Origin of the sequence: Streptomyces sp. NPDC056373, from assembly GCF_042262425.1 — a bacterium.
GTDB lineage: Bacteria > Actinomycetota > Actinomycetes > Streptomycetales > Streptomycetaceae > Streptomyces.
The window spans coordinates 16396-37457 of the sequence record NZ_JBHJPX010000021.1; the positions used below are offsets into that span (position 1 = coordinate 16396).

General features: G+C 70.7%; 16 protein-coding genes and 1 riboswitch. Of the genes, 6 read left to right on the plus strand and 10 right to left on the minus strand.

Annotation, left to right across the window (positions count from 1 at the left end; translation table 11 throughout):
* Positions 1-4: 4 nt before the first annotated feature.
* A riboswitch (cyclic di-AMP (ydaO/yuaA leader) is annotated at positions 5-169 on the minus strand.
* A gap of 192 nt (positions 170-361) precedes the next feature.
* Together ACFCXS_RS34390 and ACFCXS_RS34395 are read right to left on the minus strand one after the other, a co-directional pair.
* Positions 362-1750, minus strand: a complete 1389-nt coding sequence (locus ACFCXS_RS34390) for a M16 family metallopeptidase (RefSeq protein ID WP_376647293.1) — start codon at positions 1748-1750, stop codon at positions 362-364.
* A complete protein-coding gene (locus ACFCXS_RS34395; protein ID WP_362042830.1) occupies positions 1747-3096 on the minus strand; it encodes a pitrilysin family protein in 1350 nt (449 codons plus the stop codon). The genes ACFCXS_RS34390 and ACFCXS_RS34395 overlap by 4 nt, the downstream gene beginning before the upstream one ends.
* Before the next feature lie 342 nt (positions 3097-3438).
* Here ACFCXS_RS34395 and ACFCXS_RS34400 point away from each other — a divergent pair, with 342 nt between their 5' ends.
* Positions 3439-5895: a DNA topoisomerase (ATP-hydrolyzing) subunit A gene (locus ACFCXS_RS34400; protein ID WP_376647294.1), complete on the plus strand. Its 2457-nt coding sequence runs from the start codon at positions 3439-3441 to the stop codon at positions 5893-5895.
* A 44-nt stretch (positions 5896-5939) separates the two neighbouring features.
* Here ACFCXS_RS34400 and ACFCXS_RS34405 read toward each other — a convergent pair whose 3' ends face one another.
* Positions 5940-7022 carry a CobW family GTP-binding protein gene (locus tag ACFCXS_RS34405; RefSeq protein WP_376647295.1) on the minus strand — a complete coding sequence of 361 codons (1083 nt, stop codon included), beginning with the start codon at positions 7020-7022 and terminating at the stop codon, positions 5940-5942.
* A 188-nt stretch (positions 7023-7210) separates the two neighbouring features.
* Positions 7211-8371 (minus strand): citrate synthase/methylcitrate synthase, encoded by a 1161-nt coding sequence (locus ACFCXS_RS34410; RefSeq protein WP_376647296.1) that lies wholly within the window; start codon positions 8369-8371, stop codon positions 7211-7213.
* A gap of 110 nt (positions 8372-8481) precedes the next feature.
* On the opposite strand from ACFCXS_RS34410, the gene ACFCXS_RS34415 reads away from it, so the two are divergent.
* The 4 genes from ACFCXS_RS34415 (at position 8482) to ACFCXS_RS34430 (ending at position 13239) form a co-directional block, all read left to right on the plus strand.
* Positions 8482-9741 carry a citrate synthase gene (locus tag ACFCXS_RS34415; RefSeq protein WP_376647297.1) on the plus strand — a complete coding sequence of 420 codons (1260 nt, stop codon included), beginning with the start codon at positions 8482-8484 and terminating at the stop codon, positions 9739-9741.
* A gap of 114 nt (positions 9742-9855) precedes the next feature.
* Positions 9856-10800, plus strand: coding sequence for a sucrase ferredoxin (locus ACFCXS_RS34420; RefSeq protein WP_376647298.1), 945 nt, complete (start codon positions 9856-9858; stop codon positions 10798-10800).
* Between the two features lie 85 nt (positions 10801-10885).
* A complete protein-coding gene (locus tag ACFCXS_RS34425; RefSeq protein WP_376647299.1) occupies positions 10886-12559 on the plus strand; it encodes an ATP-binding protein in 1674 nt (557 codons plus the stop codon).
* Entirely contained in the window at positions 12559-13239 is a 681-nt protein-coding gene (locus ACFCXS_RS34430; RefSeq protein ID WP_376647300.1) for a response regulator, read from the plus strand. Before ACFCXS_RS34425 ends, ACFCXS_RS34430 begins: the two co-directional genes overlap by 1 nt.
* A gap of 68 nt (positions 13240-13307) precedes the next feature.
* On the opposite strand, the gene ACFCXS_RS34435 is transcribed toward ACFCXS_RS34430, so the two are convergent.
* The 6 genes from ACFCXS_RS34435 to ACFCXS_RS34460 form a co-directional block, all read right to left on the minus strand.
* Positions 13308-14900, minus strand: a complete 1593-nt coding sequence (locus tag ACFCXS_RS34435; protein WP_376647301.1) for a cation acetate symporter — start codon at positions 14898-14900, stop codon at positions 13308-13310.
* Positions 14897-15457 (minus strand): DUF485 domain-containing protein, encoded by a 561-nt coding sequence (locus ACFCXS_RS34440; RefSeq protein ID WP_376647302.1) that lies wholly within the window; start codon positions 15455-15457, stop codon positions 14897-14899. Before ACFCXS_RS34440 ends, ACFCXS_RS34435 begins: the two co-directional genes overlap by 4 nt.
* A gap of 68 nt (positions 15458-15525) precedes the next feature.
* A complete protein-coding gene (locus ACFCXS_RS34445) occupies positions 15526-16209 on the minus strand; it encodes a response regulator (RefSeq protein WP_376647303.1) in 684 nt (227 codons plus the stop codon).
* On the minus strand, positions 16206-17357 hold the full coding sequence (locus ACFCXS_RS34450; protein ID WP_376647304.1) for a sensor histidine kinase: 1152 nt from the start codon (positions 17355-17357) through the stop codon (positions 16206-16208). Before ACFCXS_RS34450 ends, ACFCXS_RS34445 begins: the two co-directional genes overlap by 4 nt.
* Entirely contained in the window at positions 17354-17878 is a 525-nt protein-coding gene (locus tag ACFCXS_RS34455) for a DUF1453 domain-containing protein (RefSeq protein WP_376647305.1), read from the minus strand. The genes ACFCXS_RS34450 and ACFCXS_RS34455 overlap by 4 nt, the downstream gene beginning before the upstream one ends.
* A gap of 315 nt (positions 17879-18193) precedes the next feature.
* Positions 18194-20317, minus strand: a complete 2124-nt coding sequence (locus ACFCXS_RS34460) for a type IIA DNA topoisomerase subunit B (RefSeq protein WP_376647306.1) — start codon at positions 20315-20317, stop codon at positions 18194-18196.
* Positions 20318-20759: 442 nt separating this feature from the next.
* Between ACFCXS_RS34460 and ACFCXS_RS34465 the strand changes: the two genes are divergently transcribed.
* Positions 20760-20990 carry a hypothetical protein gene (locus ACFCXS_RS34465; RefSeq protein WP_053671005.1) on the plus strand — a complete coding sequence of 77 codons (231 nt, stop codon included), beginning with the start codon at positions 20760-20762 and terminating at the stop codon, positions 20988-20990.
* Positions 20991-21062: the final 72 nt, after the last annotated feature.

The window sequence follows — 21062 nt, forward strand, 5'->3', positions numbered from 1 at the left end:
TGGTCCTTTCCTTCCCTCTCGCCTACCGGGTTAGCTGACGGGTTCGGAGCAGGAAGGTCTCCTACGGACTCCCTCGCGACACGCGCGGGCGTCCGATTCACCCCAGGGACTGCGGTGGGTCCCCGGCTCCCCTGGCTCGCGCCGTACGGGGACTCGGCGATGACTGTCCGGTGCCGCGGGTGCGGCGCACTGCCTGACGAACAGCCCGGACGACGCTAAGCGGCGCCACTTTCAATTCCCAAACGCATCCCGGCTTTTGTAGCGCATCCCACAGGGCAGACAGGCAACTCCCATCCCAATTCGGGCATAAAGGAGCCCTGGTGCCTTCGAAGACATCCAGGGCCCCTGAGCGCGCGTGCCGTTACTCGGCGGCGACGACGGTGACTTCGCCGATGCCGAGCGCCTCGACAGGCGCCTTGATCTGCGCCGCGTCACCGACGAGGACGGTCACCAGCCGGTCCACCGGGAAGGCGCTGACGGCCGCTGCGGTGGCCTCCACGGTGCCGGTGGTGGCGAGCTGCCGGTACAGCGTGGCTTGGTAGTCGTCGGGCAGGTGCTGCTCGACCTGGTCGGCCAGCGTGCTCGCGACGGCCGCCGCCGTCTCGTACTTCAGCGGCGCGACGCCGACCAGGTTCTGCACGGCGACGTCCCGCTCGGCGTCGGTGAGTCCCTCGGCGGCGAGGGTGCGCAGCACCGTCCAGAGGTCCTCCAGGGCGGGGCCGGTGTTGGGCGTGTCCACGGAGCCGCTGATGGCGAGCATCGCCGCACCCGTGCCGTCGGGGGCGGACCTGAGGACCTGGCCGAACGCCCGTACCCCGTAGGTGTAGCCCTTCTCCTCCCGCAGGACGCGGTCCAGGCGGGAGGTGAGGGTGCCGCCGAGGCAGTAGGTGCCGAGCACCTGCGCGGGCCACACGCGGTCGTGCCGGTCCGGGCCGATACGGCCGATCAGCAGCTGGGTCTGGACGGCTCCGGGGCGGTCCACGATGACGACCCGGCCGGTGTCGTCGGCGGTCACCGGCGGCACGGGACGCGGCTCGGCCGGGGAGCCCGTCCAGGCGCCGAGCGTGTCCCCGAGCAGGGCGTCGAGGTCGATGCCGGTGAGGTCACCGACGACCACCGCGGTGGCCGTGGCGGGGCGGACGTGCTTCTCGTAGAAGGCGCGTACGGCCGCGGAGTCGATGGCGGCGACGGTCTCCTCGGTGCCCTGCCGCGGCCGCGACATGCGCGAGGCCGCCGGGAACAGCTCCTTGGAGAGCTCCTTGGCCCCGCGGCGGGACGGGTTGGCCAGCTCGTGCGGGATCTCGTCGAGACGGTTGGCGACCAGCCGCTCGACCTCGCTGTCGGCGAACGCGGGTGCCCTCAGGGCGTCGGCGACCAGGCCCAGTCCCTTGGCGAGCCGGGAGGCCGGCACCTCCAGGCTGAGCCGGACGCCGGGGTGGTCGGCGTGCGCGTCGAGGGTGGCGCCGGCGCGCTCCAGCTCGGCGGCGAAGTCCTCGGCGGAGTGCTTGTCGGTGCCCTCGGAGAAGGCCCGGGCCATGATCGTGGCCACACCGTCGAGGCCGGCGGGCTCGGCGTCCAGGGGGGCGTCGAGCAGCACCTCCACGGCGACGACCTGCTGGCCGGGGCGGTGGCAGCGCAGCACCGTGAGGCCGTTGTCCAGCGAGCCGCGCTCGGGGGCCGGGAAGGCCCACGGCTTGGCGTCGCCCGCCTGCGGCCGGGGGTGGAAGTCCATCGTGGCGAGCTCGGTCACCGGGCCGCCTCCTCGTTCTCGTCCTGGTCGGCGGGGGCTTCGGGGGCGGTCGGCTCATAGACGAGCACCGCGCGGTTGTCGGGCCGCAGGCGGGCCTTGGCGACCTCCTGGACCTCCTCCGGCGTGATCTCCAGCACGCGCTGCACGGCGGTCAGGGCGAGCTGCGGGTCGCCGAACAGCACCGCGTACCGGCACAGTTCGTCGGCGCGGCCCGCGACCGTGCCGAGCCGGTCCAGCCACTCGCGCTCCAACTGGGCCTGGGCGCGCTCCATCTCCTCGGCCGTGGGGCCCTCCTCGGCGAACCGGGCGAGCTCCTCGTCGATGGCGGACTCGATGACCGGAACCTCCACGTCACCGGACGTCTTCACGTCCAGCCACCCCAGGGAGGGCGCCCCGGCGAGCCGCAGCAGGCCGAAGCCGGCCGCCACGGCCGTACGGTCGCGGCGCACGAGCCGGTTGTACAGGCGGGAGGACTCACCGCCGCCGAGGACGGTGAGGGCCAGGTCGGCCGCGTCGCACGCGCGCGTGCCGTCGTGCGGCAGCCGGTAGGCGGCCATCAGGGCACGGGCCGGGACCTCCTCCTCGACGACCTCGCGCAGCTGCTCGCCGATCGTCTCCGGCAGCGAGCCGTCGCGCGGGGCGGGCTTGCCGTCGTGGCCCGGGATGGAACCGAAGTACTTCTCGACCCAGGCCAGGGTCTGCTCCGGGTCGATGTCGCCCACCACGGAGAGCACGGCGTTGTTCGGCGCGTAGTAGGTGCGGAAGAACGCGCGCGCGTCCTCCAGGGTCGCCGCGTCCAGGTCGGCCATCGAACCGATCGGGGTGTGGTGGTAGGGGTGGCCCTCCGGGTAGGCGAGGGCGGTCAGCTTCTCGAAGGCGGTGCCGTACGGGACGTTGTCGTAGCGCTGGCGGCGCTCGTTCTTGACGACGTCGCGCTGGTTCTCCATCGACTCGTCGTCGAGCGCGGCCAGCAGCGAGCCCATACGGTCGGCCTCGAGCCAGAGGGCGAGCTCCAGCTCGTGGGCGGGCATGGTCTCGAAGTAGTTGGTCCGCTCGAAGCTGGTCGTGCCGTTCAGCGAGCCGCCCGCGCCCTGGACGAGCTCGAAATGACCGTTGCCCTTGACCTGCGCGGAGCCCTGGAACATGAGGTGCTCGAAAAGGTGAGCCAGGCCGGTACGTCCCTTGACTTCGTGGCGTGAGCCGACGTCGTACCAGAGGCACACCGCCGCGACCGGGGTCAGGTGGTCCTCGGAGAGCACCACGCGCAGACCGTTGGCCAGGCGGTGCTCGGTCGCTGTCAGGCCCCCGGAGCCTGCCTGGGCTGTGGCCGTGTGACCCATGGGCATGTACGTCCCTTCGCTCGCGGAGCGGTTGTTCAGACCGCGATTTTCCTGCCGGTCCTGCCACTGTATGCAAGCGTGCGGAGCGCTGGTGAAGTTCCCGGCGGCGACCTTGTCCCGCAGTACGGGGTGTGCCCCGGACCGGGTCGCGGTCCCGGTTGTCAGTGCGGCGGTCCACAATGGTCGGCGTCAGTTCTCGTTCACGCTTCAGCATGAGCGAGCCGAAGGGCGCGCCGGTGATGAGAGGGCGAGCGCGCGGAGGCCCGAAGGGTTGAGCACGATCGGCCTCTCATCACCGGCATCAGTGCCCGTAGGCGAGCGACCAGGAAACAGAAGGAGCCGGCAGCGATGGCCCGCCGCAGCACGAAGACCCCGCCGCCCGACGACTCGTACGAGGAGCGGATCCTCGACATCGACGTCGTCGACGAGATGCAGGGCTCCTTCCTCGAGTACGCGTACTCGGTCATCTACTCCCGCGCCCTGCCGGACGCACGCGACGGCCTCAAGCCGGTGCACCGCCGCATCGTCTACCAGATGAGCGAGATGGGCCTGCGCCCCGAGCGCGGGTACGTCAAGTGCGCCCGCGTCGTCGGCGAGGTGATGGGCAAGCTCCACCCGCACGGCGACGCATCGATCTACGACGCCCTCGTGCGCATGGCCCAGCCCTTCTCGATGCGGGTCCCCCTTGTCGACGGCCACGGCAACTTCGGTTCCCTGGGCAACGACGACCCGCCGGCCGCCATGCGGTACACCGAGTGCCGGATGGCCGAGGCCACGAGCCTGATGACGGAGTCCATCGACGAGGACACCGTCGACTTCAACCCCAACTACGACGGCCAGGAGCAGGAGCCGGTGGCCCTGCCCGCCGCCTTCCCGAACCTCCTGGTCAACGGCGCCTCGGGCATCGCCGTCGGCATGGCCACGAACATGGCGCCGCACAACCTGCGCGAGGTCATCGCCGCCGCCCGCCACCTGATCAGGTTCCCGAACGCGGATCTCGACGCGCTGATGAAGCACGTTCCCGGCCCCGACCTGCCCACGGGCGGCCGCATCGTCGGCCTGCCCGGCATCCGGGACGCCTATGAGTCCGGCCGCGGCACCTTCAAGATCCGGGCGACGGTGTCGGTGGAGCCCGTGACGGCCCGCCGCAAGGGTCTCGTGGTCACGGAGCTGCCCTTCACGGTCGGCCCCGAGAAGGTCATCGCCAAGATCAAGGACCTGGTCGGTTCGAAGAAGCTCCAGGGCATCGCCGACGTCAAGGACCTCACCGACCGCGAGCACGGTCTGCGTCTGGTGATCGAGATCAAGAACGGCTTCGTGCCGGAGGCCGTCCTGGAGCAGCTCTACAAGCTGACGCCGATGGAGGAGTCCTTCGGCATCAACAACGTGGCCCTGGTCGACGGCCAGCCGCTCACGCTGGGCCTCAAGGAGCTCCTGGAGGTCTACCTCGACCACCGCTTCAACGTCGTCCGGCGGCGCTCGGAGTTCCGCCGCGGCAAGAAGCGCGACCGGCTGCATCTGGTCGAGGGTCTGCTGACGGCCCTGCTGGACATCGACGAGGTCATCCGCCTGATCCGCTCCAGCGACAACTCCGCGCAGGCCAAGCAGCGCCTGATGGAGCAGTTCTCGCTGAGCGAGGTGCAGACGCAGTACATCCTGGACACGCCGCTGCGCCGTCTGACCAGGTACGACCGCATCGAGCTGGAGGCGGAGAAGGACCGGCTCACCGCGGAGATCGAGGAGCTGACCCGGATCCTCGACTCGGACTCCGAGCTGCGCAAGCTGGTCTCCTCCGAACTGGCCAACGTCGCCAAGAAGTTCGGCACCGACCGGCGCACGGTCCTGCTGGAGTCCGGCGGTGCCCCGGTGACGGCCGTGCCGCTGCAGGTGGCCGACGACCCGTGCCGGGTGCTGCTGTCCTCCACGGGGCTGCTGGCCCGCACGGCGAACGGCGAGCCGTTCGCGGAGGACGCCGCCGCCGAGCGCGTGAAGCACGACGTGATCGTCTCGGCGGTGCCGGCCACCGCGCGTGGCGAGGTGGGTGCGGTCACCTCCTCGGGCAGGCTGCTCCGGCTGAACGTGATCGACCTGCCGCAGCTCCCGGAGCCGCTGCCGTCGCCGAACCTCGCGGGCGGCGCCCCGCTGGCGGAGTTCGTCTCCCTGGAGGACGACGAGACGGTGGTCTGCCTGACCACGCTCGACGAGTCGTCGCCGGGTCTGGCGCTGGGCACGGCGCAGGGAGTCGTCAAGCGCGTGGTGCCCGACTATCCGGCCAACAAGGAAGAACTCGAGGTGATCAGCCTCAAGGAGGGCGACCGGATCGTCGGCGCGATCGAGCTGCGCACCGGTGAGGAGGATTTGGTCTTCATCACGGACGACGCGCAGCTGCTGCGCTTCCAGGCGTCCCAGGTCCGACCGCAGGGGCGCCCGGCCGGCGGTGTGGCGGGCATCAAGCTCACCGAGGGCGCGAAGGTCATCTCGTTCACGGCGGTGGACCCGGCCGTGGACGCCGTCGTCTTCACCGTCGCGGGCTCGCGGGGCACGCTGGACGACTCCGTCCAGACGACGGCCAAGCTGACCCCGTTCGACCAGTACCCGCGCAAGGGCCGCGCCACCGGCGGTGTCCGCTGTCAGCGGTTCCTGAAGGGCGAGGACTGCCTGTCCCTGGCCTGGGCGGGCCCCGTCCCGGCCCTGGCGGCGCAGAAGAACGGCACTCCCGCCGAGCTGCCGGAGATCGACCCGCGCCGCGACGGTTCCGGGGTGTCCCTGGCGAAGACGGTCTCGGTGGTGGCCGGGCCGGTCTAGGCGATGGTGGCCGGGCCGGTCCAGGCGGTGGCGGCCGGACCGGTTCAGGCCGGGTCGGCGCCCTCTTCGTCGGGGCCGCGTACGTACCGCAGGACGCCCCACATGCCGTGCTCGTCGGCGTGTGGGGCCTCGTTCCCGCACGCCTGCAGTTCCTTTTCGAGAGCGGCGGCGTCGATCCCCGAGCCGATGAGGACGAGCTGGGTGAGGCGTTCCGAGCCGGCGGGCCAGGGCTCCGGATAGAAGCGCAGGAAACGCCCGACGGCATGGACGGCGTAGCGGTTGCGGATGTCGTACGGCCCGAAGTCGACATAGCCCTTGATCCGGTACAGCCCCTCGGGCCGGCTGTCGAGGAACGTCATCAGCCGGCGCGGGTCGAGGGACTCGGGCGAGACGAACGACAGGCTGTCGTAGGCGGTGTGCAGGTGCCCGGTGTGATCCTCGCCCGTGCGGTGCTCGCTCCCGTCGGTGCCGTGTGCGTGCAGGTCGTCGAAGGACAGCTGCCCGACGCGTTCCTCGCTCGGGCGGCAGTCGAAGAGAAACTCGGGGTCGATCCGGCCGTAGGTGGCCGGGACGACGGCGGCGCGGTCGACGAGGGACCGGACCCGTTCGAGCACACCTTCGCCGTCCGCGGCACGATCGAGCTTGTTGACCACGACGAGGTCGGCCAGTGCGAGATGCCGGTCGATCTCGGGGTGCCTGGACCGGGTGTCGTCGAACTCGGCGGCGTCGACGACCTCGACGAGCCCGCCGTAGACGACCCCCGGATGCTCGCTGGCCAGCAGCATCCGCACGAGTTCCTGCGGCTCGGCGAGTCCGCTGGCCTCGATGACGATGACGTCGATGCCGACGGAGGGCTCCGCTAGCCGCTCGAGGTAGTGGTCCAGTTCGCTCGCGTCGACGGCACAGCACAGGCAGCCGTTGCCGAGGGAGACCGTCGAGTCGCCGAGTGCTCCCGCCACTGCCATCGCGTCGATCTCGATCGCCCCGAAGTCGTTGACGAGGGCGCCGATGCGGCTGCCACCGCTGCGGTGCAGGAGGTGATTGAGCAGGGTGGTCTTCCCCGAGCCGAGGAATCCCGCCAGGACGACGACCGGGATCTGCTGCGGTTTCGGGCTCGGCTGGCTCACCGTGCGACCTTTCTCGCGCCGACGCGTGCACCGGCTCGCGTTCCCGGCACAGATGGGGATGGGGATGCCGCCCCAGAATACGAGCCGCGAGATCCACGCCGACGTGAAGTCGGCGGCGCACCTCCGCAGGGCTCAGGTCGCGGCATCCCCACCGGACACGAACGGCCAGGCGGACGCGGGGCGGGCGCTCAGGCGGGCACGGGCGCAGGTGCTTCCGGCCCCACGTACCGCGCCACCGGCCTGATGATCTTCGTGTCCTCAGCCTGCTCCAGGATGTTGGCGCTCCAGCCCACCACCCGACCAGCGGCGAAGGTCGGGGTGAACATCTCGCGGGGCAGGCCGCAGAGTTCCATGACCACGCCCGCGTAGTACTCGACGTTGGTGTGGAGTTCCCGGCCGGGCTTCAACTCCGCGAGGATCGCCTCGATGTGACGCTCGACTTCGACGGCGAAGTCCACCCGCGGCCCGCCGAACCCCTGGGCGACCTCGCGCAGCATCCGGGACCGTGGGTCCTCCGTGCGGTAGATCGCGTGTCCGAAGCCCATGATGCGCTCGCCGGCGAGCACCCGCTGACGCACCCAGGGCTCGATCCGGTCCGGGGTACCGATCGCGTCCAGGGTGTCCAGCGCGCGGCTGGGCGCCCCTCCGTGCAACGGGCCCGACAGCGCGGCCACCGCCCCGGCCAGGCATGCCGCCACATCCGCGCCCGTCGAGGCGATGACCCGGGCCGTGAAGGTTGACGCATTGAATCCGTGATCAATGGTTGAGATCAGGTATTGCTCGATGGCCCGTGCGTGCGGCTCGGCCGGCGCGGAACCGGTCAGCATGTAGAGGTAGTTCGCCGCACAGGACAGGTCCTCGCGCGGCTCCACCGGTTCCAGTCCGTTGCCCAGGCGGTGCAGAGCCGTGAGGAGCGTGGGCACGGCCGCGGCCGCCTCGATGGTGTCCTGCCGGCGCCGGTCGGCGTCGATGTCGTACACGGGACGGAATCCCTTCGCCGCGCCCAGCAGCGACAGGGCCGTGCGCATCCCGGCGAGCGGCCCGGAACGCCCGCCCGCCGCCGCGATGGCGGGCAGTGCCGCTCGCACCTCGTCGGGCAGCCTCCGCAGCTTGGCGGTCTCGGCCGCGAAAGCCGCGCTCTGCCCGGCGTCCGGCAGTTCGCCGTGCACGAGCAGGTGCCAGACGTCCTCGAAGCCGCGGGTCCGCGCGAGGTCGACGGCCGAGTACTGCCGGTAGTGGTAGAAGCCCTCCAGACCGCGGACGTCACCGATCCGGGTGTCGGTGACGACGACCCCGGCGAGCCCCCTGGGTGCTTCGAGAAGAGTGGCTGCTGACCTGTTGACGGACATGACTTCCTCCCTGAACTTGATTCGACTGTCTATGATTGATTCTAGTGCTGTCAATATTGATTCACTCAATACATCAGTCAATGGTCCACCAGACGGATACGGTGACCCCCATGCGCGATCAAGAACCCGCCCCCCTCGGCGCGGAACGACGGCTGAGCACCAAGGAGGCCGCCGAGCTGCTCGGCGTGAAGCCGGAGACCGTGTACGCGTACGTGAGCCGCGGCCAGCTCAGCAGCCGACGGGTGATTGGCGGGCGCGGCAGCACCTTCGACGCGCGGGAGGTCGAGGCCCTCGCCCGGCGCAACAGGCGGGAGAGCGTGGGCGGTTCCGGTTCCGGCGGCGAGCTGTCCGTGCGCACACGGATCACGCTCATCGAGAACGACCGCTACTTCTTCCGCGGTGTCGACGCGGTCGACCTGGCCACACGCCACACCTACGAGGAGGTAGCCGAGTGGCTGTGGACGGGCCGGATGCTCCCGGGCCACACGTTCACCGCGCCCACCGCCTCCGTCGCCGTCGCCCGCCGAGCGATCGAAGCACTGCCCGAGCACGCCGCTCCGACCGACCGCCTGCGGGTGGCGGCCATCGCCGCCGCGACCGCCGACCCGCTGCGGTTCGACCTGTCCGAGGAGGCCGTCCTCGGCACCGCACGCACCCTCATCCCCACGCTCGTCGACGCGCTGCCTCCAGCGGGGCACCACCGCCTCGACGAAGGCCCCCTGGCCCACCGCCTGTGGAGCAGGCTGTCCGTGCGCAAGGACCCCGACGAGGCGTCCCTGCGCGCCCTGGACGCCGCCCTCGCGCTCCTCGTCGACCACGACCTGGCCGCCTCCACCCTCGCCGTGCGTGTCGCCGCGTCGGCCCGTGCACACGCCTACGCGGCGGTCTCCGCGGGGCTGGGGGTGATCGAGGGCCCGCTGCACGGCGCGGCGAGCGGGCTCGCCCACCGGCTGCTGTGGGATGTCCTCGAACAGGGCGACGCGGCGCCCGTGATCGCGGGAGAACTGCGCGCCGGACGCCGTGTTCCGGGCCTCGGACACCGGCTGTACCCCGGTGAGGACCCACGCGCGCGTGCTCTGTTCGCCCTCCTGGAAGAGATCCCTCGTGCGGAGCCCGCTCTCCTCGCCGCCCGCGACATCGTGGAGACCACCGCCCGGCACGCCCCCCTGCACGCCAACGTGGACCTGGCCCTCGCGGTGCTCACCGCGTCCAGCGGCATGGATCCGACCGCGGGCGAGACGATCTTCGCCGTGGCCCGGACGGCGGGCTGGATCGCCCACGCCCTGGAGGAGTACGGCGAACGCCCGCTGCGGATGCGGCCGAGCGGTCTCTACGCAGGCCCGAAGCCTCCACAGCCCCTGCCTGAGTGAGCCGATGCCGCCCAGCGGTGTCCATCCGGACCCGAGGCCTCCTCAGCCACTGCCGGAGCAAAGCCGGAGGGGGCCGAAAGTCGCGGCGGCGCAAGTCAGGTTAGGCTCACCTCTGTGAGTACGTGCTCTAGCGTCTCCCGGGACTTCGACGAGCCCGTTTCGGGAACCGCGGCCACCGCGAGGACCTGGCTGTTGCTGGAACAGCCCGGTCCGTGGGGTGCCAAGGCGCTCACCTCGAGCCACCTGGACCCCGCCCTGGGCCGTGCCCTGGAGGCGGCCGCCAAGGACACGGGCGTACGGATCGCGCTCATCCGCCGCCCCGGGCGCCACGCGGACCGCCGCATGCCCGCCTCGCGCCGGGTGTACGTGGCGCACGTCGTCCCGGGGAACGTGTGGCTGCACAGCGCCACGACCTCGGACCCCGGACAGCTGCTCGATCTCGACTTCGCGGCACTCGGCCGGGGCGACCACCGTCCGTTCGACGCAGTTCTCGGCGGCCGACCCCACGACGGCGACCCCCTGGCCCTCGTCTGCACCAACGGCAAGCGTGACCGCTGCTGCGCGCTCCTCGGCCGCCCTCTGGCGGCCGAGCTGGCGACGTCCGGGGCCGAGGGCGTCTGGGAGGTCACCCATCTGGGTGGTCACCGCTTCTCCCCGACCGTGCTGGTGCTGCCGTACGGATACGCGTACGGCAGGGCCGAGGCCCACACCCTCAAGGAGGTCCTGCACAGCGCGCGGGAGGGGCGGATCGTCATGGAGGGATGCCGGGGCAGCTCTGCCTGGGAACGGCCCGGTCAGGCCGCCGAGCTCGCCGTGCGTACCAGGACCGGGGAGTACACCGCGGAGGCCCTGAGCGTCGTCCGGACGGTCGGTAAGGCACCGCGCTGGGAGGTGACCGTCGCCCACACCGACGGACGCCGCTGGCAGGTCGACGTGGCCCAGGCCGCGGGCCTGCCGCCCCGCCCGGAGAGCTGCGGGGCGTCCGTCCTCGGCTCACCCGCGCGGATGGACGTGGTGGCGGTGCGCGAGGTGCGGGTGGCGACGGCACTGGCCGGCTGACCGCCGGACTCGCCCTCACATTGATCTGGAGATCCACGCCACACCCGTCTAGGGCGGGTGGCCGTCCACACGTACGGTCATGGGTATGAGCCCCACTCCCCCCGCACGCCGCCTGCGCCTCGGCCTGCCCCGGCGGGTGTTCTCGCAGGTGCTGCTGATGCAGGTGGCGATCGCTGCGGGAGTCGCGGTGCTCGCCACCGGGCTGTTCCTCGCCCCGCTCGGCAATCAGCTGGACGACCAGGCGATGCGCCGTGCGCTCGCGATCGCGCAGACGACCGCGCAACTGCCCGACCTCTCGAAGGACCTGCGGGACACTCCCCCCACACCGGACGGCCCGGTGCAGCGGGAGGCGGAGCGGATCCGCAAGTCCACCAAGGCCGAGTACATCGTGGTGATGGACTGGCGGGGCGTGCGCTGGTCGCACACGGACCCGAAGCAGATCGGCGGCACCGTCTCCACCGACCCCGGCCAGGCCCTGGCCGGCAAGGAGGTCATGGAGATCGACAGCGGCACCCTGGGCCGCTCCGCCCGGGGCAAGGTGCCGCTGCGGGACGGCGACGGCCATGTCATCGGCGCGGTCTCGGTCGGCATCGCCTACGACAGCGTCCGGGCCCGTCTGATCCACGCGATCCCGGGGCTTCTCGCGTACGCCGGCGGCGCCCTCGCCGTGGGCGCGCTGGCCGCATGGGTCATCTCACGGCGGGTCCAGCGGCAGACCAGGGACCTGGCCTTCTCGGACATCGCGGCGCTTCTGTCCGAACGCGAGGCGATGCTGCACGGCATCCGCGAGGGTGTCGTCGCCCTGGACCGCACCGGCCGCATCCGCCTCGTGAACGACGAGGCACAGCGCCTGCTGGGCATCGGGGAGAACGTCGTGGGCCGCTCCCCCGACGAGGCGCTCGGCACGGGCCGTACGGCCGACGTGCTGGCCGGGCGGGTCACCGGTACGGATCTGCTCACCGTACGCGGCCAACGGGTGCTGGTCGCCAACCGCATGCCCACCGACGACGGCGGCGCCGTGGCCACCTTGCGCGACCGCACCGAGCTGGAGCAGCTGGGCCGCGAACTGGACTCCACACGAGGTCTGATCGACGCCCTGCGCGCCCAGGACCACGAGCACGCCAACCGGATGCACACGCTTCTCGGACTGCTCGAACTGGAGATGTACGACGACGCCGTCGAGTTCGTCGGAGAGGTGGTCGGTGACCACCGGGCCACCGCGGAACAGGTCACCGAGCGGATCGAGGACCCGTTGCTCGCCGCCCTGCTGGTCGGCAAGGCGACCGTGTCGGCCGAGCGAGGCGTCGCCCTGTGGGTGTCGGACCGGACCCGGCTCCCCGACCGACTGGTCGACCCGCAGGGTGTCGTCACGGTCGTGGGAAACCTGGTGGACAACGCCCTCGACGCCGTCGCCGGCACGCCGCACGCGCGCGTGGAGGTCGAACTGCGCGCCGAGGGGCGTACGGCGATCCTCCGGGTGCGTGACACGGGTCCGGGCGTCCCGCCGGAGCACCGGGAGTTGATCTTCACCTCCGGATGGTCTACGAAGAAGCCGCCGGCTCACCGTGAGCGGGGTATCGGACTCTCCCTGGTGCGCAGGCTGGCCGAACGGCAGGGTGGCAGCGCGACCGTCGGCGAGGCACACGGCGGGGGCGCGGAATTCACCGTCGTCCTGCCCGAGGCACTGTCCGAGCCGGGTCCCGAACCGGCTGCGCTGACCGTGCCGTCAGCCCCGCAGACCGCCGAGAAGGAGTCGTGATGATCGAGGTCCTGGTCGTGGACGACGACGTGAGAGTCGCGAAGGTCAACGCCGCCTACGTCGAGAAGGTGCCGGGCTTCCATGTCGCCGGTGTGGCCCACAGCGCGACGGAAGCGCTGCATCAGCTTGAGACGCTGTCCCGGCTGGACCTGGTGCTCCTGGACCACTACCTGCCGGACGCCACGGGACTCGCGGTGGTCCAGGAGATGCGGCGGCGCGGTGACCAGACCGATGTGATCATGGTGACGGCGGCCCGGGACGTCTCCACCGTGCAGGCGGCGATGCGGCACGGCGCGCTGCAGTACCTGGTCAAGCCGTTCGCCTTCGCCGGACTGCGCGCCAAGCTGGAGGCCTACGCGGAACTGCGCCGCACCCTGGACGGCGGCGGGGAGGCGGAGCAGGCCGAGGTGGACCGTATCTTCGGGGCCCTGTCGGCACCGTCGGAGCCCGACCTGCCCAAAGGACACTCCCCCACCACCGCTGAGCTGGTCCGTCAGTCCCTGATGCACGCCGACGGGCCCCTGTCCGCCCAGGAGATCGCCGATCGGACCGGGGTGAGCCGCCAGACCGCCCAGCGCTATCTGAAGCTCCTGGAGCGCACGGGACGGGCCAGGCTCACCCTCAAGTACGGCGACGCGGGCCGCCCCGAACACCGTTATGTGTGGGCGACCCGCGGCTAGGGCGTCAGCCGTTCGGCCTTCCGACGGTGACAGTCGCGGTCCTGGTCCCGGCACCGCGGACCCCACCCCTATGCCGCTCCCGCACCCGTCAGCGACCGCACCTCGGTCTCCGCGTGCTTGGCCTCGTCCGGGACCTCCGCCGAAGTGACCGTGCCCAGCCAGCCCGCGAGGAAGCCGAGGGGAATCGAGACCAGGCCCGGGTTCTGCAACGGGAAGCACTGGAGGTCGATGCCCGGGAAGAGCGAGTCGGGGCTGCCGGAGACCACCGGGGACAGCACCACGAGCACCACGGCCGGGATGAGACCTCCGTAGACGGCCCAGACGGCGCCCCGGGTGGTGAAGCCCGGCCAGAACAGGGAGTAGAGCAGCACCGGCAGGTTCGCCGACGCGGCGACGGCGAAAGCCAGGCCCACGAGGAACGCCACGTTGAGGTCCCGCGCCAGCAGACCGAGCGCGATCGCCACCGCGCCGACGCCGACAGCCGCGATACGGGCCACGGCCACCTCGCTGCGCGGCTCACCGCCCCGGCGCCGCAGGGAGGCGTACAGGTCGTGGGCCACGGCTGCCGAGGACGCGAGCGTGATTCCGGCGACCACGGCGAGGATCGTCGCGAAGGCGACCGCGGCGACGATGGCGAAGAGAACCGTCCCGCCGGTGGACCCCGCCCCACCTCCCAGATCGAGCGCCAGCAAGGGGACGGCCGTGTTCCCGGCCGCGTTCGACCCGCGCACCGCTTCCGGCCCGAGAACGGCGGCCGCGCCGAACCCGAGCACGATGGTCATGAGATAGAAGCCGCCGATGAGCCCGACGGCCCAGACGACCGAGCGGCGGGCGGCCCGCGCCGTGGGCACGGTGTAGAAGCGCGACAGGATGTGCGGCAGCCCCGCCGTGCCCAGCACCAGAGCCAGCCCGAGACTGATGAAGTCGAAGCGGGCGGTCCAGTCTCCGCCGTACTTCAGCCCCGGTGCCAAGAACGCCGCTCCGTGCCCGCTGCGCTCGGCCGCCGTGATCAGCAGCCGGTCCACGTCGCCGTGGAAGCGCACCAGGACGAGGACCGTCAGCACCACGGTGCCACCCAGCAGCAGGACAGCCTTGACGATCTGGATCCAGGTGGTCGCCCGCATACCTCCCAGCGAGACGTAGACGACCATGAGCGCGCCGACCCCGATGACGGTCCAGGACCGCGCCGCGTCGCTCGTACCGCCGAGCAGCAGCGCCACCAGGCTCCCCGCGCCGACCATCTGGGCCACCAGATACAGAACGGACACCGTCACCGAGGAGGTTCCCGCCGCGATCCTCACCGGCCGCTCCCTCATGCGTGACGCCACGACATCGGCGAGCGTGAACCGGCCGCAGTTGCGGACCAGTTCGGCCACCAGGAACAGCACCACGAGCCACGCCACCAGGAACCCGACGACATACAGCAGCCCGTCGTAACCGAAGAGCGCGATGAGCCCGGTGACTCCCAGGAAGGAGGCGGCCGACATGTAGTCGCCCGCGATGGCAAAACCGTTCTCCATGGGTGAGAAGAGCCGCCCGCCGGCGTAGAACTCCTCGGCCGAGCCCCGCCTGTTACGGCTGACCCATGTGGTGATCCCCAGCGTGACCGCGACGAACGCGCTGAAGAGCAGCAACGCCAGCGTCTGGTGTTCCTCCGTCACGACCTACCACCACTCACACCACGCGTCAGTTCCTGTGTGTCCCAGCGCAGTTCGAGTGCGGCCCGGTCCCTGCGCAGCCGCGCGTGCCGTGCGTACGCCCAGGTCAGCAGGAACGTGGACAGGAACTGCCCCAGCCCCGCCGCCATCGCCACGTTCACCGCTCCCGCGACGGGCCGCGCCATCAGCTCCGGCACTGTCGTGGCAGCAACGACATAGCCCACGTACCAGGCGAAGAAGGCCACGAACGCCGGCACCACGAACCTCCGGTACCGGCCCCGCACCTCCTGAAAAGCGGCACTGCGCTGCACTTCCAGGTACACATCGGCCGCCGCGGCCCCCGTCACGCCCTCTCCCCGCGCAGGCGGAACCAGCGTGTGAACCTGCTCCCCGTCGACCGCGGACTCGCCCCAGCCGGAGGCGAGGGCGTCGTACCAGGGATCGTCATACCTGAGCTGTCCAGGCTCCTCGGGCGGAACCGGATCATGACCGTCGAAGGGCTCGGCCCGACTCTCCTGGCCCGCTCCGCCGCCGCGGGGACGGCCCTTGCTTTGCTGCATGCCCAAGGATGGACAGAACGGGAAGTTCCCCGACTCTTCTTCCCTTCGCTCTTCACCCCATCAGGTGACTAACCCGCTGGTGGCCGCACAAGTCCCTTCCCGAAGGCGTAACGCACCGCCTGCGCACGGTCTTTGAGCCCGGTCTTGGTGAAGAGGTTGTTGATGTGGGTCTTCACGGTCGCCGTGGAGACGTGCAGCCTCCGGGCGATCTCCGGGTTGCTGAGCCCTTCGGCGATGAGGAGCAGTACCTCCGTCTCCCGGGCGGTGAGTCCGTCCGGCGGCTCCGGGGGCGCGGCCGGCCCGGGCTCCGGCTCGGTCAGGCGCTCCAGCAGACGTCTCTGGATGCCCGGGGAGAGGCCCGCGTCGCCCGACAGCACGCTGTGCACGGCCCGCACGATCTCGTCCCCACCCGCGTCCTTGGTGAGATAGCCGCGCGCACCCGCAGCCAGCGCGGGAAACAGCGACTCGTCGTCCGCGAACGTCGTGAGCACCACGACCTGTGTCCCGGGGTGCTCCGCGCGGATCCTTCGGGTCGCCTCCACTCCGTCACAGCGGGGCATGCGCAGGTCCATCAGCACCACGTCCGGAGCCAGTCGGGCGACGAGCGCCACCGCTGCCTCCCCGTCTCCCGCGGCGCCGACGACCTCGATCCCGGGCAGCAGACCTAGCAGCATCACGATGCCCTCACGCACCACGGTCTGATCGTCCGCGACCACCACCCGAGCGGCCTTCGGCTCGGCGTCCCGCGTCATACCGGCACCTTCAACGTCACCACGAACCCCTCCTCGCCCGGCCCGGCCCGGAGGGAACCGCCCAGCAGTTCTGCTCGCTCCCGCATGCCCAGCAGACCGTACCCGGCCCCCGTCCCGGTCAGCTCACCCGGCGAACCGCCCGAGTCGCGCACGTCCAGGGTCACTTCGTGCGGACGGTAGTCGAGTCTGAGGTGGACTCTGGCGCCCGGGGCGTGCTTGCGCACGTTCGTCAGAGCCTCCTGGGCCGCTCGGCGCACGGCCTGGGAAGCCTCGGCCGGCAACGGCCTCCGTTCACCCGTGATGGTGATCTCGGCACCGCCGTCCGTACCGACCAGGCCACCCAGGAAGTCCTCCAGAGGCGTCAGCTCACCGCGCAGAGCGGAGAGCGCCTGCCGGGTCTCGGCGAGGCCGCCCCGCGCCATCTCCCGCGCCGCCACCACGCGTTCATGGATCTGCTCTCGTTCCCCTCCCCGCTCGATCAACAGCCTGGCCGCCTCCAGATGCACCAGCTGGGCCGAAAGGCTGTGGGCCAGCACGTCGTGTATCTCCCGCGCTATGCGGGCCCGCTCGGCGAGGGCCGCCGTCTCCGCCTCGGCCGCACGCGCTGCCCGCTCCTGGGCGAGAAGCCGCAGGGCACTTCCGCGGGCCTCGGCGTCGAGGCGCAGGGTGTAGCCGGCCAGGGCGATGCCGATGCCGGTGACCACGGTCGTCAGCAGGTCGTCACGCTGGACGACCCCATATGTGCCGAGGGCCACTACCGCAGCGCTCAGGGCGGCGGCCGACGGCAGCCGCTCCAGCGCCGAGACGGCGCAGCCGCACAACATGACCACGGCGGCGACGCGGAATCCGGACAGCTGGGCTGCGACGGCGATGACCTGCAACAGGGCGAGCGAGGCCAGCGACGGCCACAGCCGGTGCCGGAGCGTGGTCCGGAAGAAGGCCCGGGCGAGCACAGCGGCCAGCAGGACTCCTGCGGCGCAGGATGCCGCCTCCCAGCCGCTCACGTGGCTTTCGGAGAAGGCACCCCACAGGAGCAGTCCGAGGACCAGCGTCCGCACCGCCCAGGCCAGCAGGCACCGGGAGCGTGAGAGTCCCTCGCAGCTGAGTGCCTCCCGGGAAGGCCAGCGTGTCCAGGCGTTCTCCTTCACACGTGCTCCCTCCCCATGGCCCGGGTCGTACCGTCACCGTACGCCCCGCTCGACGCCGCGCCACGGCGCGAAGATCGTCCGCGCCGGGCCAGGATCCCGGCCCGGACCAGCAGAGTGCCGGCGAGCCCCAGCAGCAGGGCCGCGCTGTCCTGGTGCACGCCCACCGCTGTTCCGAGCGCGAAGAATCCGGCCCGTAGCCCGATGCCGACGGCCCAGACGGCGATACTGGCCGCGCTGCTCCTGCTCCAGACCGTGCCGTCCGGCTCGGCCCACACATGGGTGGTCCAGGCCCAGCCGGCACCCGTGACCAGGCCGACGAGCAGTTCGGCACCGAGCAGGAGCGCCGAGGCCGTGGGGTGGTGCGCGTCGATCATTCCGGGCTCACGCAGCGCAAGCACGACCAGGAGCACGGGCAGGAGCCACCAGCGACGCTCGCTGTCGATCCGGTACGCGCGGAACTGGCGGGCTGTCACCACGACGGCAACGAGCACGATCACCGACGCGTCGACGAGCCCGGACATCACAGCCTCCGTGAGCGAGAAAGGGGTGCCGGCAGCGAGTGCCGCCGACGCCTTCGACGCTACGGAAATCGCCAGGCCACGGGATCGGAGCCTGGGTGGATCACGGGTTGATTCCCGACCGTGCGCCTCTCCACCCGGGGGTGGAGAGACGCCTTCCGCGGCCGGACGGCAGGCGGACGTTCAGGACGGTGACCAGGAGCCCAGGACGGTGACCTGGTGCTCGAACGGCGCCCAGGCGCCTCGCAGCCCGGGCAGAGGCACCGGCCTGTTGTCGCACTCACCCGGCCCGTATCCGGCCCCCGTCCGAGGCAGCGGCTACGCGTCGATCCTTGACCGGTCCAGCGTGGCCGCCGAGTTGGAGATGAACTCCTTGCGCGGCGCCACGTCGTTGCCCATGAGCAGATCGAAGACCTGCTCGGCGGCCTCCAGATCGGAGAGGTTGATCCGGCGCAGGGTGCGGTGGCGCGGGTCCATCGTCGTCTCGGCCAGCTGGTCGGCGTCCATCTCGCCGAGGCCCTTGTAGCGCTGGATCGAGTCCTTGTAGCGGATGCCCTTGCTCTGGAACTCCATCAGCTTGTCTCGCAGTTCGCGGTCGGAGTACGTGTAGACGTACTTGTCCTGGCCCTTCTTCGGCTGCACGATCTCGATGCGGTGCAGCGGCGGCACCGCCGCGAAGACCCGGCCGGCCTCGACCATGGGCCGCATGTACCGGTGGAACAGCGTCAGCAGCAGGGTGCGGATGTGCGAGCCGTCGACGTCGGCGTCGGTCATCATGATGATCTTGCCGTAACGCGCGGTGTCGATGTCGAACGTCCGGCCCGAGCCGGCTCCTATGACCTGGATGATCGCGCCGCACTCGACGTTCTTCAGCATGTCCGTCACGGACGACTTCTGGACGTTGAGGATCTTGCCGCGGATCGGCAGCAGCGCCTGGAACTCGGAGTTCCGGGCGAGCTTCGCCGTGCCGAGCGCGGAGTCGCCCTCGACGATGAACAACTCGCTGCGGTCGACGTCGTCGCTGCGGCAGTCGGCCAGCTTGGCCGGCAGCGAGGAGGACTCCAGAGCCGTCTTGCGACGCTGAGCGTCCTTGTGCTGCCGTGCGGCGATGCGCGTACGGGCCGCGGCGACGGCCTTCTCCATCACGACACGGGCCTGCTGTGCGGCATCCCGCTTCGTGGACGTCAGGAACGCCTTGAGTTCCTTCGTGACCACGTTGTTCACGATGCGGCGAGCCGCCGAGGTCCCGAGGACCTCCTTGGTCTGGCCCTCGAACTGCGGCTCGGCGAGACGCACGGTGACGACCGCGGTCAGGCCCTCCAGGGCGTCGTCCTTGACGATGTCGTCCTCGGCGACGCGCAGGAGCTTCTTGGTGCGCAGCACCTCGTTCATCGTCTTGGCGACGGCCTGCTCGAAGCCGGCGACGTGGGTGCCGCCCTTAGGCGTGGCGATGATGTTGACGAAGGACCGAAGCGTCGTGTCGTAGCCCGTCCCCCACCGCAGCGCGATGTCGACGCCGAGCTCACGGGTGACCTCGGTGGGTGTCATCTGACCGTGGTCGTCCAGGACGGGCACGGTCTCCTTGAAGGTGCCCTGACCGGAGAAGCGGAGCACGTCGCAGACCGGCTTGTCGTTCGCCAGGTACTCGCAGAACTCGCTGATGCCGCCGTCGAAACGGAAGGACTCCTCGCCCTTGCTGCCGCCCTCGCCGAGCCCGAACTCGTCGCGCACGACGATGGTCAGGCCGGGCACCAGGAACGCCGTCTGACGGGCGCGCTGGTGCAGCGTCTCCAGGTTGAGCTTTGCGTCCCGGAGGAAGATCTGGCGGTCGGCCCAGTACCGCACGCGCGTGCCGGTGCGGGTCTTCGGGATCTTCTTGGCCTTGCGCAGGCCGCCCTTGGCCTCGAACTTGGCGTCGGCGCCGTTGCCGGCGAACGCTCCGGGCACCCCGCGCCGGAAGCTGATCGCGTGGGTGTGCCCACCGCGGTCCACCTCCACGTCCAGCCGCGCGGACAGGGCGTTCACGACGGAGGCGCCGACGCCGTGCAGACCGCCGGAGGCGGCGTAGGAGCCGCCTCCGAACTTGCCGCCGGCGTGCAGCTTGGTCATGACGACCTCGACACCGGAGAGGCCGGTCTTGGGCTCGACGTCGATCGGGATGCCCCGGCCGTTGTCCCGGACCTCGACCGAGCCGTCGTCCTGGAGGATCACCTCGATGTGATCGCAGTACCCGCCCAGGGCCTCGTCGACGGAGTTGTCGATGATCTCCCAGACGCAGTGCATCAGGCCACGGCTGTCGGTCGACCCGATGTACATACCCGGGCGCTTGCGCACGGCCTCGAGCCCCTCGAGGACGAGCAGGTGCCGCGCGGTGTAGTTGGATCCGTCCCGGTCTGCTCCTGCCAGCAGAGCTGTGGACGGCACGGACGTCTCGGCGGTCACGCGGTTCGCTCCTCGCTGAATTTCGGATGGGGCCCTCGTGGGTAAGGGCGCGGCTTCAGTCACCGGTGAGAGGGTACCGAGGCCTGGTAGAGCCGGTGTAACGCCACCCTCGTCGAAAACTCACACTAGTCCACACTCGTATGAGTGTTCGATCCCTCGATGGAGTGAAGTACACATCACGTTCCCTTCCAGGCATGAACCATTTAGGCTCCGGGCACGTCCTCATGAACAACCGGCAACCCAGCCGGGAGGACCGACCACCGATACAACGCGAAGCCCCGTAAGACACATAGACACGCAATACGGCACATTCGCCGCCAACCGGCAGCAGACAGCCGCCTCGCAAAGATTCTTTCGAGGAAAAGCCACGAGCGGGAACGTTTTGGGGCTGGTTGGATGTTGACCCTGGTACGACAGCTCGTCGAGCTAGAGAAGAGGCGACGTGACTACTGTTCTGACCCCCGCGAGCCCGCTGACGGCCGCTGATCGCTGCGACCGCTGCGGCGCCCAGGCGTACCTGCGCGTCGTCCTGCTGAGCGGCGGAGAACTGCTCTTCTGCGCCCACCACGGTCGCAAGTTCGAGCCGGAACTCAAGAAGATCGCCGCTGAGATACAGGACGAGACGGAGCGGCTTACGTCCGTTCCCGCGAACGCCGCCGAAGAAGAGCGCTGACACCTCGCGTCCGACGACGAGCCAGCCCGGCACAGGCCGGTGGACGGGCGGCTGCCTCTGGTCCCCAGAGGC